This window comes from Clostridium sp. LS3, assembly GCF_055330225.1.
This window is the reverse complement of the sequence record NZ_CM143921.1, coordinates 1974706-1991106: the sequence shown is the minus strand read 5'-3', so window position 1 is coordinate 1991106 and position 16401 is coordinate 1974706. Positions and strand designations below refer to the sequence as shown.

At 27.9% G+C, this 16401-nt stretch carries 11 protein-coding genes; all 11 read left to right on the top strand.

The window, feature by feature from the left end; genetic code table 11:
* Positions 1-150 precede the first annotated feature (150 nt).
* The 11 genes from ACZJV1_RS09185 to ACZJV1_RS09135 all read left to right on the top strand — a co-directional run bounded on the left by ACZJV1_RS09185 (position 151) and on the right by ACZJV1_RS09135 (position 16401).
* Positions 151-2388, top strand: a complete 2238-nt coding sequence (locus ACZJV1_RS09185) for an ABC transporter ATP-binding protein (protein ID WP_463652131.1) — start codon at positions 151-153, stop codon at positions 2386-2388.
* Complete coding sequence (locus tag ACZJV1_RS09180) at positions 2385-4241, top strand: ABC transporter ATP-binding protein (RefSeq protein WP_463652130.1); 1857 nt, start codon at positions 2385-2387, stop codon at positions 4239-4241. Before ACZJV1_RS09185 ends, ACZJV1_RS09180 begins: the two co-directional genes overlap by 4 nt.
* 207 nt (positions 4242-4448) lie before the next feature.
* Positions 4449-4778: a PadR family transcriptional regulator gene (locus tag ACZJV1_RS09175; RefSeq protein ID WP_460288629.1), complete on the top strand. Its 330-nt coding sequence runs from the start codon at positions 4449-4451 to the stop codon at positions 4776-4778.
* Positions 4765-6078 carry a DUF2812 domain-containing protein gene (locus tag ACZJV1_RS09170; protein WP_463652129.1) on the top strand — a complete coding sequence of 438 codons (1314 nt, stop codon included), beginning with the start codon at positions 4765-4767 and terminating at the stop codon, positions 6076-6078. The genes ACZJV1_RS09175 and ACZJV1_RS09170 overlap by 14 nt, the downstream gene beginning before the upstream one ends.
* Positions 6079-6275: 197 nt before the next feature.
* Positions 6276-7439 (top strand): galactokinase, encoded by a 1164-nt coding sequence (locus ACZJV1_RS09165; RefSeq protein WP_463652128.1) that lies wholly within the window; start codon positions 6276-6278, stop codon positions 7437-7439.
* A gap of 13 nt (positions 7440-7452) precedes the next feature.
* Positions 7453-8439: a UDP-glucose 4-epimerase GalE gene (gene galE, locus ACZJV1_RS09160; protein WP_463652127.1), complete on the top strand. Its 987-nt coding sequence runs from the start codon at positions 7453-7455 to the stop codon at positions 8437-8439.
* A gap of 8 nt (positions 8440-8447) precedes the next feature.
* Entirely contained in the window at positions 8448-9965 is a 1518-nt protein-coding gene (gene galT / locus ACZJV1_RS09155; protein ID WP_463652126.1) for a UDP-glucose--hexose-1-phosphate uridylyltransferase, read from the top strand.
* Positions 9966-10041: 76 nt separating this feature from the next.
* The gene (locus ACZJV1_RS09150) at positions 10042-11055 is read left to right on the top strand and encodes a LacI family DNA-binding transcriptional regulator (protein WP_463652125.1); all 1014 of its coding nucleotides are present in this window, start codon (positions 10042-10044) and stop codon (positions 11053-11055) included.
* A 67-nt stretch (positions 11056-11122) separates the two neighbouring features.
* Entirely contained in the window at positions 11123-14041 is a 2919-nt protein-coding gene (locus ACZJV1_RS09145) for an acyl-CoA dehydratase activase-related protein (protein ID WP_463652124.1), read from the top strand.
* Between the two features lie 6 nt (positions 14042-14047).
* Complete coding sequence (locus ACZJV1_RS09140; RefSeq protein WP_463652123.1) at positions 14048-15289, top strand: 2-hydroxyglutaryl-CoA dehydratase; 1242 nt, start codon at positions 14048-14050, stop codon at positions 15287-15289.
* Between the two features lie 182 nt (positions 15290-15471).
* Entirely contained in the window at positions 15472-16401 is a 930-nt protein-coding gene (locus ACZJV1_RS09135) for a diacylglycerol/lipid kinase family protein (protein ID WP_460288637.1), read from the top strand.

Sequence of the window (16401 nt, the reverse complement as noted above, 5' to 3'; positions counted from 1 at the left end):
CTCCTTTATTATTACTTATTATAAGTATAAACTATTTTTTTTAGTTATACAATAATAAAAGTTATTGACATATAATAGTTATGAAAATATAATTAATATATATTCATAATTAACCATACATACAATGAAATTTGAAAGGAGAAAAATTAAATGATAAAACTGACAAAATACTTAAAACCATTTATCGGTTCTATCCTTGTTGTGATAGCTTTATTATTCATTCAAGCTGTTTGTGAATTATCACTTCCAGATTATATGTCTAATATAGTAAATGTAGGTATTCAACAAGGTGGGGTAGATAATGCAGCCCCTAATATAATACGTAAAAGTGAATTAGATAAGCTTTCTATCTTTATAAATGGGGATGACCTTAAATATATAGAAGAAAGCTACACATTAATAGATAAAGATAATCTTTCAAATGACGAGCTTAGTAAATATTTAAAAAAATATCCAATATTAGATGAGGAGCCTTTATATGAGCTTAATACAAAAGATAAAGACTCAATATCTAGATTAAATAGTATATTAGCAAAGCCTGAGCTTATAGTTTATGGAATTGAAACGGGATCTTCTGATACAAATATGATGGGGGATATGTCAAATAATATGAATATTCCTGCAGGTACAGATCCATTTTTAGTTTTAAAAAATATTCCAAAAGAACAGTTAAATAGTCTTTTAGGTCAAATAAATGAAAAATTTGATGAAATGCCTGATAGTATGATAGAACAAGCAGCAGTTTCATATGTAAAAAGTGAATACCAACAAATAGGAATTGATACAGATAAGCTTCAATCAAATTTTATTATTTTTGCTGGTCTTAAAATGTTAGGTATCGCACTTATTAGTATGGCAGCTGCAGTTATTGTTGGACTTATATCAGCTAGAATTGCAGCTGGTTTAGGTAAGACATTAAGAGGAGATGTATTTAGAAAAGTAAGTGAATTCTCAAACGCTGAATTTGATAAATTTTCTACTGCGTCCTTAATTACCCGTAGTACAAACGATATTCAACAAATACAAATGCTTATGGTAATGTTGTTTAGAATAGTCTTTTATGCACCAATATTAGGTATAGGTGGAGTTTTAAAAGTAATAAAAACTGATACTTCAATGACTTGGATTATAGCTGTAGCTGTAGTGTTAATTTCATTACTTGTAAGTATTTTATTTGGATTGGCTATTCCAAAATTTAAGTCAGTTCAAAAGCTTATTGATAAACTTAATTTAGTTACAAGAGAAAGTTTAACTGGTATGTTAGTTATTAGAGCTTTTAGCACTCAAAAGCATGAAGAAGTTAAATTTGATAATGCGAATAAAGATTTGACTAAAACAAATTTATTTGTAAATAGAATAATGTCTTCAATGATGCCTGCTATGATGCTTATAATGAATGTAATAACATTATTAATCGTATGGGTTGGGTCTCATCAAGTAGATATTGGTACAATGCAAGTTGGAGATATGATGGCATTTATGCAATATGCTATGCAAATTATAATGGCATTCTTAATGATATCTATGATTTCTATAATGTTACCACGTGCTTCAGTATCAGCTCAACGTATTAGTGAAGTATTATATACTGATATAAGTATAGAAGATAAAAAACAAACAAAGAAATTTATAGAATCAAAAAAAGGTTATGTAGAATATAAAAATGTAAGCTTTAAATATCCAGGTGCAGAAGATTATGTTTTAAACAATATTAGTTTTACAGCAAAACCAGGTGAAACAACCGCAATAATAGGAAGTACTGGTAGTGGTAAATCTACGTTAATTAATTTGATTCCTAGATTTTATGATATTTCAAAAGGTGAATTACTTGTTGATGGAATAGATATAAGAGAATCAAATCAAAAAGATTTAAGGGAAAAAATAGGATATGTTCCTCAAAAGGGAGTACTTTTCTCTGGAACCATAGAAAGTAATTTAAAATATGGTTATCCAAATGCTACAGAAGATAATTTAGTAAAATCTTCTGAAATAGCACAAGCTTTAGAGTTTATAGAAACAAAACCAGATAGATTTAATACAGAAATCTCTCAAGGTGGTACAAATGTTTCAGGTGGACAAAAACAAAGGTTATCTATAGCAAGAGCTTTAGTTAAAAAACCAGAAATATATATTTTTGATGATAGTTTTTCTGCTTTAGATTTTAAAACAGACGCTGCTCTTAGAAAATCACTAAAGAAAAATATTAATGACGCAACTATGATTATTGTTGCTCAAAGAATAAGTACTATTAAGGATGCAAATCAAATTATAGTACTAGATGAGGGAAGCGTTGTAGGAATTGGAACTCATAAAGAGCTTTTAGATAATTGTGATGTTTATAAACAAATAGCCTTATCACAGCTTTCAAAGGAGGAACTTATGTCATGAGCAATAATGTAAAAGATAGAAGATCTGGTGGCTTTGGTGGCCCAATGGGTGGAATGCACGCAGGAGGGAAGGCTAAGGATTTTAAAGGAACTATTAAAAAATTAATGAAATATTTAAAACCTTATAGTCTTTCAATTATTATAGTTTTAATATTTGCAATTGGTAGTGCAGCTTTTTCAATTATAGGTCCTAAGGTATTAGGTAAGGCTACTACTAAATTGTTTGAAGGATTAGTAAGCAAAGTATCTGGTGAAGCAGGTGCAGCAATTGATTTTTCGTATATAGGAAATATTATTGCGATACTGCTAGTATTATATATAATTAGTGCAGTATTTGCATTTATACAAGGATTTATAATGTCTGGAGTGGCTCAAAAGGTTTCATATAACCTTAGAAAGGAGATTTCAGAAAAAATAAATCGTATGCCATTAAAATACTTCGATAAAATGACTCATGGAGAAGTTTTATCAAGAGTAACTAATGATGTTGATACAGTAAGTAATACTTTAAATCAAAGTATGTCTCAAATTTTAACATCTATAACAACAATAATAGGTGTTTTAATAATGATGTTATCAATAAGTATAACTATGACACTAGCATCACTATTAATAATCCCTTTATCAGGAATATTAATTACATTAGTAGTAAAAAAATCTCAAAAATACTTTAAAGAACAACAATCATTTTTAGGTCATGTAAATGGTCATGTTGAAGAAGTTTATAGTGGTCATAATATAATGAAAGCTTTTAATGGTGAAGAAAAAGCTGTAGAAGAATTTGATAAGTTAAATAGTACTTTATATAATTCTGCATGGAAATCTCAATTTCTATCAGGTATGATGATGCCTATAATGACCTTTATAGGAAATATAGGATATGTTATAGTATCTATTTTAGGTGGATGGCTTGCTATTAGAAAAGCTATAGAAGTTGGAGATATTCTTTCTTTCGTTCAATATACTAGATCCTTTACTCAACCTATAGCACAAACAGCTCAAATTGCTAATGTATTGCAATCTACAGCAGCATCAGCAGAAAGAGTTTTTGAATTCTTAGAGGAAGAAGAACAAGTATTAGATGTTGAAAATCCTTTAAGTATTGATGCTATTAAAGGTGAAGTTGCATTTAAAAATGTTCACTTTGGATATAATGAAGATAAAACAATAATTAATGATTTTTCTAGTAAAATAAAACCTGGCCAAAGGGTTGCTATTGTGGGACCTACTGGTGCAGGTAAAACAACAATCGTTAAACTATTAATGAGATTTTATGAGTTAAATAGTGGAGAAATTTTATTAGATAATCATAATATAAATGATTTTAAAAGAAATGATTTAAGGAAAGTTTTCGGAATGGTATTACAAGATACTTGGTTATTTAACGGAAGTATAATGGAAAATATTCGTTATGGTAATTTAAATTCTAGTGATGAAGAAGTAATAGAAGCAGCAAAAGCAGCTCATGTTCACCACTTTGTAAAAACTTTACCAGATGGATATAATATGGAATTAAATGAAGATGCAAGTAATGTATCTCAAGGTCAAAAGCAGTTATTAACAATTGCTCGTGCAATATTAGCTGATCCTAAAATATTAATACTAGATGAAGCTACAAGTTCAGTTGATACAAGAACTGAAGTACTTATACAAAAAGCTATGGATAACTTAATGAAAGATAGAACTAGCTTTATAATTGCTCATAGATTATCAACTATAAAAGATGCTGATTTAATATTAGTAATGAAAGATGGAGATATTGTAGAGCAAGGTAGCCACACAGAATTACTTGGAAAGAAAGGATTCTATGCAAGTTTATACAACAGTCAATTTGAAAATAATGAAGTATCTTAGATAGTTCACAGTTCACAATCTACAGTTGTGAAATAGTTGATAGGTTATAGTTATTTATTAAACTATTATAAAAGCTCTAATTGGGTTTTTATAATAGTTTTTTTATTTATTAGTAATTTTAAATAACATGGAATATATTGACAATAGCGATGCTCGATATTAGAATTAGAGTATAAATAACGATAAACGATATTGGAGGAAAAATAATTGCCTAGAGAACAGTTTCAAAATTTGACAGAGCCTATGTATTATATTTTAATGTCCTTAATAGAGGAGAGATGCGGAGTAGATATTATGACTGCTGTAGATGAGATTTCAAAAGGAAGAGTAAAAGTAGGTCCAGGAACTTTATATGCATTGCTTGGAAAATTTCAAAAGGAGAATATGATAAAGGAAACTGAGGTAGAGGGTAGGCGAAGAAGTTATATAATTACTGAAAAGGGTATGAATAGTTTAAAAGAAGAATATGAGAGAATAATGATTATTCTTAGAGATGGAGAGAAAATTTTAGGAGGAATGGTTAATGATAATAGGTAATACTAAATGGGTATATTTAGGCTTTATGCCCTATGAATTTAGGGCAATAGAAGAATATCTAGACAAAGAAGCACTTAGAGGATGGAAGCTTGAAAAGATAAAGGGTAATTTTTTAAAGCTTAAGAAGACTGAACCTAAAAGTTTAAAATATACAGTAGATGTATTAGATGAAATAGCTTTTATAGATGGCGAGAATACTGAAAAGTCTATGGAGTACAGAGAGTTTTGCAATATGGCTGGGTGGGAGTTTATCTGTGAAAAAGATAAGTTTCAAATATACTGTAGTGAAGACCCTAATGAAAGCATACCTATACACACAGACGAAGGAGAAAGGTTTGAAATAGTTAAAAAAGCTACTACTAAGTATGAATTTTCAGTATTGATAATAAATTTATTTCTTTTATATATTGCATATACCTGTATCACTAATGGAAACTTTTTAGCTGATAATTTAATCTTATTATATTTAGGTTGCATAAGTGTAAGAGTTGTCCTTGAGGTGATTCAGTTTATAGATTTCATGAGGTGGAAAATTAAAGCTCAAAAGAGCTTGGAAAAAGGAGAAGAAGTTTCTTATAATGGACGAAAAAATGTAGCTATAAAGAGTTTCCTACAAAAAGTAATAGAAGCTACATTAGTAGCCTTAATTATTCTTATGGGTATAGATATGGGGAGATCTTTTGTTAAAATAATGGTACTTTACTTAATAGTAGGAGTTATACCCTACATTATCAAATATTTCATAAATAAAACTGATGGAAATAATATAAAGAGGAGAAATTTATATGGTTCTAGTGTATTTTATTTATTACTAGTAGAAATTGTAGTAATAATTCTTTTATTTGAAAGTGGAATTATGAATTATGATTATAAATCAAAAGATGTAATAAGTAATAAAGTAAATACAATAACTATTGAGGATTTAGGATATGAAATTAAAAATGAAGAAAACACTTATATAAAAGAAAAGAATGGGTTATTTGCAGATAATATTAATTATCATGTAGAATCAAATGCAGGATATATGAGTTATGAACTTTTTACAAGTAAGTATAAGTGGGCAATAGATTATAAGCTTAAAAGTGAATTTAAGAGGTTAAGAAAGCTTGATATAAAATATGAGGAAATAGAATCAAGTTTGTCTGAAGAAGGTATAAAAATATATTCTAATAAGTATGGAAATGAAATAGTTATTGTTTCTGATAAAGTATATTTAGATATTTCATGTTGGGATAAAGAACTAAGAAACAGTGAAATTTTAAATAAGGTCTTAGAGAAAATATTTGAAGTTAAGAAATAAATTTTTTCAATAAAAATGCAAGTAATAATTTTTGAGGTAAAGTTTGTATTTAGCTTTAATAATATTATATAAAAACTTTAGTAAAATAATTAGTAAAATAATTAGTAAAAAATAGTAAAAAATATTGAAAAAGTTTTACTGGTATGATAGTATTAAATTATAAATAAAACAAATTTATAATGATTGGGAGTGTTATTATGAAAAATGAAATTAACGCTACTTTTAAAAAAGTATTTGGAGAAAAGGAAAATTGCAGAACATTTTTTTCACCTGGTAGAGTAAACTTAATTGGTGAGCATACTGATTATAATGGAGGAAATGTATTTCCTTGTGCTTTAAGTTTTGGAACTTATGGAGTTATAAGTTTAAGAAGTGATAAAAAAGTAAGAATGTATTCAAGCAACTTTGAAAATATAGGCATAATAGAATTTGATTTAGAAAATATAAAATATGAAAAATCACATGATTGGGTTAATTATCCTAAAGGTGTAATCGATGTAATGATTAAACATGGATATAATATAAATAAAGGATTCGATGTTGCTATTTATGGAAATATACCAAATGGTGCTGGACTTTCCTCTTCTGCATCATTAGAACTCTTAACTGCAGTGATGATGGACAGCTTATTTAATTTTAATATTGATAGAGTTGACTTAGTAAAATTTTCTCAAGAAGCGGAAAATAAGTTTGTTGGAGTTAACTGTGGTATAATGGATCAGTTTGCAATTGGCATGGGAAAGGAAAATAATGCTATACTTTTAGATTGTAACACTTTAAAATATAATTATTGTCCTATAGAATTAAAGGATGAAGTTATAGTTATATCAAATACAAATAAAAGAAGAGGTTTAGCAGATTCTAAGTATAATGAACGTAGAAGTGAATGCGAAAAGGCTTTAGAGGAATTAAAAACAAAATTAAATATAAACTCTTTAGGAGAATTATCAATAAATAAATTTGAAGAAAATAAGAGTTTAATTAAAGATGATATTAGAATAAAAAGAGCTAAACATGCTGTCTATGAAAATCAAAGGACTTTAATGGCTAAAGATGCCTTAGTTAAAAATGATTTAGTTACATTTGGTAAGCTTATGAATGAATCTCATATTTCTTTAAGAGATGATTATGAAGTAACAGGAATAGAGTTAGACACATTAGTTGAACTTGCATGGAATCATGAAGCTACAATTGGAGCAAGAATGACAGGTGCAGGCTTTGGTGGATGCACAGTTGCACTAGTAAAAAAAGATAAAGTTGATGACTTTATTAAAAATGTAGGACAAGGATATAAAGAAAGAATAGGATACGAAGCTAGTTTCTATATAGCAAATATAGGAGATGGCACTAGAGAAATTTAGGAGGAAGATATAAATGATATTAGTTTGTGGTGGAGCAGGTTATATTGGGAGTCATACTGTTTATCAATTAATTGAAAAGGGTGAAGAGGTTATAATTGTAGATAACTTAGAAACTGGACATATAGAAGCAGTTAACCCTAAAGCAAAATTTTATAATGTTGATATAAGAAATGAAAAAGAGCTTGATAAAGTATTTAAAGAAAATAATATAAGTGAAGTAATTCACTTTGCAGCAAATTCTTTAGTGGGAGAAAGTATGACAAATCCACTAAAATACTATAATAACAATGTTCATGGAACAGAAGTTCTTTTAAAAGTAATGATTGCAAATAATGTTAAGAAAATAGTATTTTCTTCTACAGCAGCAACTTATGGAGAAGCTACTAAAATGCCTATAGTTGAAACAGATAGAACTGAACCAACTAATGCATATGGAGAAACTAAACTTGCTATGGAGAAGATGATGAAATGGGCAGATATAGCTCATGGAGTTAAGTATGTGTCTCTTAGATACTTCAATGTAGCTGGAGCTCATATAAGTGGAAGTATAGGGGAAGATCATAGCCCTGAAACTCATTTAATTCCTTTAATCCTACAAGTTCCTTTAGGTAAAAGAGAATTTATATCAATTTTTGGAGAGGATTATGATACAGAAGATGGCACTTGTATTAGAGACTATATTCATGTAATAGATTTAGCAAATGCTCATATTCTTGCTGTTGAATATCTTAGAAAAGAAAATGATAGTGATATATTTAATTTAGGAAATGGTAGTGGATTTTCAGTTAAAGAAATGATTGAAGCTGCAAGAAAAGTTACTGGACATGAAATACCAGCAAAAATTTGCGAAAGAAGATCTGGAGACCCAGCAAGATTAATTGCATCAGCTGAAAAGGCAAGAAATACTTTAAATTGGAAACCAAATTATACTAATGTTGAAGATATAATTGCTTCAGCTTGGAATTGGCATAAAAATAATCCAACAGGTTTTAATAAGTAGGTGAATATATGATAATTTATGGGGAAATAAAAAGGCTTATTCAATATGGGTTAAAACATGAGCTTTTTACTAAAGGTGATGAAATATTTATAAGAAACAATTTATTAGATGTTTTAAATCTTGATGAGTATGAAGATTGCAAAATAGAGGATGAGAACTTAAATACTCCAACAGATATATTAAATAATATATTAGATTACGCTTTTGAAAATGGAATTTTAGAATCTAATTCCCCTATATATAGAGATTTATTAGATACTAAAATTATGGGGTTATTAATTCCAAGGCCATCAGAGTTTATAAGGGAATTTAATAATCGTTATTCTAAATCAAAAGAAAGTGCTACAGATTATTTTTATAATATAAGCAAATCATGTGATTATGTAAGAACAGATAGAATATCGCAAAATGTTATTTGGAAATCTCCTACAGAATATGGAGAATTAGATATAACAATAAATTTATCAAAGCCTGAAAAAGATCCTAAGGCTATAGCTGCAGCAAAGAATTTGCCACCATCAAAATATCCTAAGTGTTTATTATGTAAAGAAAATGAGGGGTATAGAGGTAGGTTAAATCATCCTGCAAGGCAAAATTTAAGGACAATCCCTATTAGTTTAAAATCAGAGCATTGGTATTTACAGTATTCACCATATGCCTATTATAATGAACACTGTATTATCTTCTCTGGAGAGCATGTTCCAATGAAAATTACTAAAGATACCTTTGATAGAATACTAGAATTTGTAGAAAAGTTCCCTCATTATTTTGCAGGTTCTAATGCAGACTTGCCTATTGTTGGAGGATCTATTCTTACACATGATCACTATCAAGGTGGTAACTATGAATTTGCAATGGATAAAGCAGAGGATGTTTATAAATTTGAACTAGATAATTATGAAAATATCGAATTATCTATTATAAAATGGCCTTTAACTGTATTAAGATTAAAGGGAATGGATAGATTAAAGCTAAGTGAACTATCAGATAAAATTTTATCTCATTGGAGATCTTATACTGATAAAGCTGTAGAAGTTTACTCTCATTCTAATGAAATTTCTCATAATACAATAACACCAATAGCCAGAAGAAAGGGCGAATTATACGTATTAGATTTAGTTCTTAGAAATAATAGAACTAATGAAGAATACCCAGATGGAATTTTTCATCCGCATAAAGAACTTCATAATATTAAAAAAGAGAATATAGGGCTAATAGAAGTTCTTGGTTTAGCTGTTCTTCCTGCCAGACTAAAAGATGAATTGGAGATTATAAAATCCTATTTACTTGGTGAAAAAAATGATATATATAGTGATGAATCTATGAAGATTCATTTAAATTGGTATGAAGAAATAAAAAGGAAAAGCTCTTTAATATCTAAAGAAAATATTGATACAGTTATAGAAAAGGAAGTTGGAGAAGTATTTTCTAAGGTATTAGAACATTGTGGTGTATTTAAATGGAATGAAGAAGGTAAAGAAGCTGTGGGAAGATATATAAATAGCTTAAAGACAACAATTAATTAAACTATACAAGGTGAGGCATTATTAAGTATGTCTCATCTTTAGTTATTATTTATATAAATAATTGAGGTGATTATAAATGGCAACTATAAAGGATATAGCAAGTGAAGCTTCAGTGTCTATATCAACAGTTTCTAGAATTTTAAACTTTGATAAAACTCTAAATGTTTCAGAGGAAACAAGAAAAAGAGTTTTAAGTATAGCTGAAGAAATGAACTATGTAACTATAAAAGAAAGAAAAAATAAATTGAAAAAATATACTGTGGGAATAATTTGTTCTTTTACAGAAACTAAAGAATTAAATGATCCATACTTTCTATCAATTAGAATGGCCATAGAAAAAAAATGTGTTGAAGAAAATATTGACTTTAAATCACTATATCTTACAAAGATATTAACCGATGATAATTCTAACTATAAAGAACTTGATGGGATAATTGCCATAGGAATATTTGAAAATAATGAAATTCAAAGACTTAAAGAAATATCTCCTAATATAGTTTTTATAGATTCATCTCCAGAAGAATGGGAATTTGATTCTATTGTTGTGGATTTAAAATATGGAGCTAGAAAAGCATTGGAATATTTACATAGCCTAGGTCATAAAGATATAGGCTACATAGGAGCAAAGGTAGTTCCTCATAATAATACTGAAAGTATAGAGCTTATTAATTATAGAGAAGCGACCTATAAAGATTTTATGTTGGAAACAAATAATTTTAAGGAAGAATGGATATTTAAAGGCGATTTTACTCCAGAAGATGGCTATAATCTTATGAATAAAGCATTAAAGTTAACTAAAGTTCCATCTGCTTTCTTTATAGCCAGTGATCCAATGGCTATAGGAGCGTATAAGGCTATTCAGGAAAATGGATATAAAATTCCAGAGGATATAAGTATAGTTGGATTTGATGATATAGCTACAGCTCAATATTTATCTCCATCTTTAACTACAGTTAAGGTCTTTACTGACTTTATGGGAGAAACTGCATTAGACACTTTAATGGAAAGAATAAAGAATGATAGAGTATTAAGTAAAAAAATTGTTTTACCTGTAAAATTAATCATAAGAGATAGCTGCACCTTAGCATAATTTAATTACCCTATAAGTAATATATTACTTATAGGGATTATTTTTTATATGGGGAGAGGTAGTTAAAATGATATATAAACTTGGAATAGATTCAGGTTCCACTACAGTAAAATTAGTTATATTAGATGAATATGATAAAGTTATATACAAGGCTTACAAAAGACATCTTACTAAAGTAAGGGAAATGATTTTAGAAGAAATCCAGCATGCAAAGAATATACTGAAAAATAATGATTTTAAAGTTTCTATAACTGGATCATCAGGTTATGGAGTTGCTAAGGAATCAAATATTCCATTTGTTCAAGAAGTTTTTGCTACAACTATAGGGGTTAAGAAAACATTTGATAATATTGATGTAGTTATTGAACTTGGTGGTGAAGATGCTAAAATAATATACTTAACTAATGGATTAGAGGAAAGAATGAATTCAAGTTGTGCTGGTGGAACTGGTGCATTTATAGATCAAATGGCAAGTCTAATGGGAATAACAGTAGAGGAATTAGATAAAATTAGTTTAGAATATAAAAACATGTATCCCATAGCATCTAGATGTGGAGTTTTTGCAAAATCTGATATACAACCATTACTAAATCAAGGTGCAAATAAGTCTGATATTGCTGCTAGTATTTATGAAGCAGTTGTAAATCAAACTATTGGTGGTTTAGCTCAAGGTAGAGAAATAAAAGGTAACATACTATTTTTAGGTGGTCCTCTTTATTTTTATAAGGGGCTTAGAGAAAGATTTATTAAAGATTTAAATTTGTCTAGCAAAACTGCTATTGTGCCAGAAGATGCTGAAGTTTTTGTAGCAAAGGGAGCTGCGTTATTTGCTATAAATGAAGAAAAAACATATACATACAACAAACTAATTTCAATATTATTATCTTCAAATAATACAAACTTAGAAATAAGAAAAGAAATTCCTCCCTTATTTAAAAATAAGACAGACTATAATAAATTTATTGAAAGACATAATAGAGCAAAAGTACTTCATAATGATATAAATAATTTTACTGGTAATGTTTATTTAGGAATAGATGCTGGTAGTACAACTACAAAACTAGTTCTTATTGATGAATGTGATAACATACTATATAAATACTATGGACATAATGAAGGGAATCCTATAGAGGTTATAAAAAAACAATTAGACTATATCTATTCTAATTTGGGAAATAAAATAAAAGTTAAAGGAAGTTCTGTAACTGGGTATGGAGAAGAATTAATAAAAAAAGGGTTTTCCATAGATTTTGGAATAGTGGAAACACTGGCTCACTATATAGCAGCAAGTAGATTTAACCCTAATGTTGATTTTATACTTGATATTGGTGGACAAGATATAAAATGTTTTGAAATAGAGAATAAGGCTATAAAGAGTATAATCTTAAATGAAGCGTGTTCTTCTGGGTGTGGTTCTTTTATAGAAAGTTTTGGAAAAGCTATGGGATATGATGTTGAAAGTTTCTCAAAGCTTGGATTATTTGCAAAACATCCAGCCGATTTGGGATCCAGATGTACTGTTTTTATGAACTCATCAGTGAAACAAGCCCAAAGAGATGGTGCTACAATTGAAGATGTTTCTGCTGGTTTATCTATAAGTGTTGTAAAAAATGCACTATATAAAGTTATTCGAACTAAAAATATAGGTAAAAATGTTATAGTTCAAGGTGGAACTTTATGCAATAATGCCATTTTGAGAAGCTTAGAACTTGAATTAAATCAAAATGTAATAAGATCAAATATATCTGGATTAATGGGAGCATATGGGGCTGCCTTATATGCTAAAAGTAAGAATCCAACTACATCTAAAATTATAAATAAAGATGACCTTATAAATTTTAAGCACGAATCTAAAGGGGTTAAGTGTAGACTATGTACTAATAAATGTAATCTAACTATAAATACATTTTCAGGTGGTAAAAAATATATATCAGGTAATAGGTGTTCAAAACCAACAGGAAAATATACTGATAATACTATTCCTAATATGTATGAATATAAAAATAGTAAATTAATTAGTTATGCTAATAATGAGGGAGAAAAAGGTACTATTGGTATTCCAATGGTTTTAAATATGTATGAAAATTTACCTTTCTTCGTTAAATTTTTCAATGAATTAGGAATTAAAGTTGTTTTATCAGAAACTTCATCAAAGAAACTATATTTGAGAGGACAACACACAATTCCATCTGACACTGTATGCTATCCTGCTAAATTAAGCCATGGTCATATAGAGAGCCTTATAAATAAGAATATTAAAAATATATTTTATCCATGTATGACATATAACTTTAATGAAGAAATATCTGACAATTTCTTCAATTGTCCAGTTGTAGCTTATTATCCTGAAGTTATAAAAAATAATATATCAAAACTAAAAGATTCTAATTTTATAAGTCCTTATTTAGATTTAAATTCTGATAAAAGTACAATAGAAAATTTATATAATTCTTTAAAGAATCATTATAGTTGGATAAGCAAAAAGCATATAAAGATAGCTTATTATAAAGCTATTGAAGAATATAAAAAATATAAACAAGAAATTTTAAATAAAGGTCAATTAGCTATTGATTACGCTAGAGAAAATAATTTGCTAATGGTTGTTCTAGCCGGAAGGCCTTATCATGTTGATAAAGAAATAAATCACGGAATAGATAAAATGATAAATTCTCTAAATATAGTAATTCTAACAGAAGACTCTATACCTATAAATAAAGATAATTATAATATAAAAATGTTAAATCAATGGACATATCAAGCTAGATTATTTAATGCAGCAAACTTTGTGTTAGAAAATGATGGTATGCAATTAGTTCAACTAGTTTCTTTTGGATGTGGGACTGATGCCATAATTGCTGATGAAACCAAAAGAATCTTAGAGAATAATGGAAAGCTATATACCCAATTAAAAATAGATGAGACTAATAATTTAGGTGCAGCAAAAATTAGAATAAGAAGTATGGTTGAAGCAGTTAAAAGTAGGTGATTATATATGAATTATGATTATAAAGTATTTACAAAAGAAATGAAAAAAAATTATAAAATATTAATACCTAATATGCTACCAATTCATTTTAGAATATTAGATAAGATTTTAAAGGATTATGGATTTGACATTGAATTTTTAGAGGATGATGTTCATGAGATAATAGAAGATGGACTAAAATATTCTAATAATGATATCTGTTATCCAGCAATGATAGTAATAGGGCAATTTATTTCTACACTGAAAAGTGGTAAATATGATATAGATAAGACAGCACTTCTCATGACACAAACAGGTGGTGGATGCAGAGCATCAAATTATATACACCTTATACGAAATGCATTAGAAAATAGTGGTTTTTCAGAAGTACCTGCCATAGGTTTAAGTTTAACAGGAATAGAAAAGCATCCAGGATTAAAATTAAAGCCATCAATTATAATAAAAGCCTTTTATGCAATTATTTATGGGGATTTAGTAATGTACCTATATAATAAAGTTAAACCATATGAAATTAACCAAGGTGAAGTAGATAAAGTTTTAGATAATTTAATTGAGAGTTTAAATAATAAATTTTCTAGTAAAAGATATCTTAGAGTAAATGAAATATCTAAAATGATTGTACAAGCATTTGATAATATAAAAATTATTGATGAGAAGAAGATAAAGGTTGGAATAGTAGGGGAAATATATATGAAATATTCTAGAATTGGTAATAATCACCTTGAGGAATTTTTAATAAAAGAAGATGTAGAAGTGGTTCAATCAGGGCTTATGGACTTTATGAATTATTGTATTCTAAATTCTATAATAGACCACAAATTATATAAAAGGGGATATTTAAAATCTAAACTTGCTAAAATAGCCTATAAATTTATTTTGAAAATACAAAGAAAAGTTAACTTAAATATAAAAAAATACTCTAAATTTAAAGAGCCTACAGATTTTGATGAAGTTAGAAAAATGGTAGATGGCTATATAGGCCATGGAGTAAAAATGGGGGAAGGTTGGCTTTTAGTTGCTAATATGCTTGATCTTATCCATACTGGAACTAATAACATTATATGCGCTCAACCTTTTGGGTGTTTACCAAACCATATAGTCGGAAGGGGAGCTATTAGAAAAATACTAGATAAAAATCACAATGCTAATATAGTTGTTATAGATTATGATCCTTCTCAGTCAGAAATAAATCAGGAAAATAGAATTAAATTGATGCTTTCAAATGCTAAATTAAATGTCTATTTATAATTAAATACTCTAAAAAAATAAGCTATATATATATAATTTATTTCTAAATATGATATAAAAAAGATGATAAATATAAGCTTATATAGTATACTTATTTTAAATAAAGGCTGTGTTAGATGAAAATATCTAACAGAGCCTAAATAATTTTAAAATTACCATCAGGGGATAGAGAGGGTAAAATAATGACAACAACTAAACATTTTTTTGTGATAAATCCTGAAGCAGGGAAAGTTAATATTTCTGAAAAAATAAGTAAGGATATAAATGAAATATTTAAGAATTCAACAGATCAATATAAAATTTATATAACAAAAGGGAAAAATGATGCTACTAATTTTACAAAAAAGATATGTGAAAGTGAAGACGGAAATTTAAGGTTCTATGCTTGTGGAGGAGATGGAACTTTAAATGAGGTTATAAATGGAGTAATTGGCTATGAGAATGCAAGTGTATCAGTTATTCCTTATGGAACTGGAAATGATTTTGTTAGAAACTTTGAGTCAACTATAAATTTTTATGATATAAAAAAACAAATAAACTCTAATATAGAAGAGGTAGATTTACTTAATGTAAATGGATTATACTCAGTGAACCTATGTAATATAGGTTTTGATGCAAAAGTTGCTGAAAATATGGTGAAATTCAAAAAATTTCCTTTTATAAATGGACAAGGTGCTTATACTCTTTCTGTATTTTATTCATTAATTCACAAGATGCATAACACTCTAGATATATTAATAGATGATAAAGAGTTGATTCATGGTGATTTTTTATTATGTGTAATAGCTAACGGTTCATCTTATGGAGGAGGATATGTTGGGGCTCCTTTAGCTGAGATAAATGATGGGCTAGTTGACTTATGTATAATAAAAAAAGTGTCTCGCCTAAAGTTAGTAAAATTAATAAATCTATATAAGGAAGGTAAACATCTAGATAGTAAGGAATTGGAGGGATATGTTATTTATAAAAAGTGTAAGAAAATCAACATAAAATCCAATGAAAATTTTACTGCCTGCGTAGATGGAGAAATATTTATTGATAATAATTTAGATATTTCTTTAGAAAATAAAGCAATTAAGTTTTTAATACCACACAAACATATAGAAGAATAA

Coding starts and splice junctions, on each gene's coding strand:
- ACZJV1_RS09135 (WP_460288637.1), top strand. CDS start 15,472: ATGACAACAACTAAACATTTTTTTGTGATAAATCCTGAAGCAGGGAAA.
- ACZJV1_RS09185 (WP_463652131.1), top strand. CDS start 151: ATGATAAAACTGACAAAATACTTAAAACCATTTATCGGTTCTATCCTT.
- galE (WP_463652127.1), top strand. CDS start 7,453: ATGATATTAGTTTGTGGTGGAGCAGGTTATATTGGGAGTCATACTGTT.
- ACZJV1_RS09150 (WP_463652125.1), top strand. CDS start 10,042: ATGGCAACTATAAAGGATATAGCAAGTGAAGCTTCAGTGTCTATATCA.
- ACZJV1_RS09145 (WP_463652124.1), top strand. CDS start 11,123: ATGATATATAAACTTGGAATAGATTCAGGTTCCACTACAGTAAAATTA.
- ACZJV1_RS09140 (WP_463652123.1), top strand. CDS start 14,048: ATGAATTATGATTATAAAGTATTTACAAAAGAAATGAAAAAAAATTAT.
- ACZJV1_RS09165 (WP_463652128.1), top strand. CDS start 6,276: ATGAAAAATGAAATTAACGCTACTTTTAAAAAAGTATTTGGAGAAAAG.
- galT (WP_463652126.1), top strand. CDS start 8,448: ATGATAATTTATGGGGAAATAAAAAGGCTTATTCAATATGGGTTAAAA.
- ACZJV1_RS09180 (WP_463652130.1), top strand. CDS start 2,385: ATGAGCAATAATGTAAAAGATAGAAGATCTGGTGGCTTTGGTGGCCCA.
- ACZJV1_RS09170 (WP_463652129.1), top strand. CDS start 4,765: ATGATAATAGGTAATACTAAATGGGTATATTTAGGCTTTATGCCCTAT.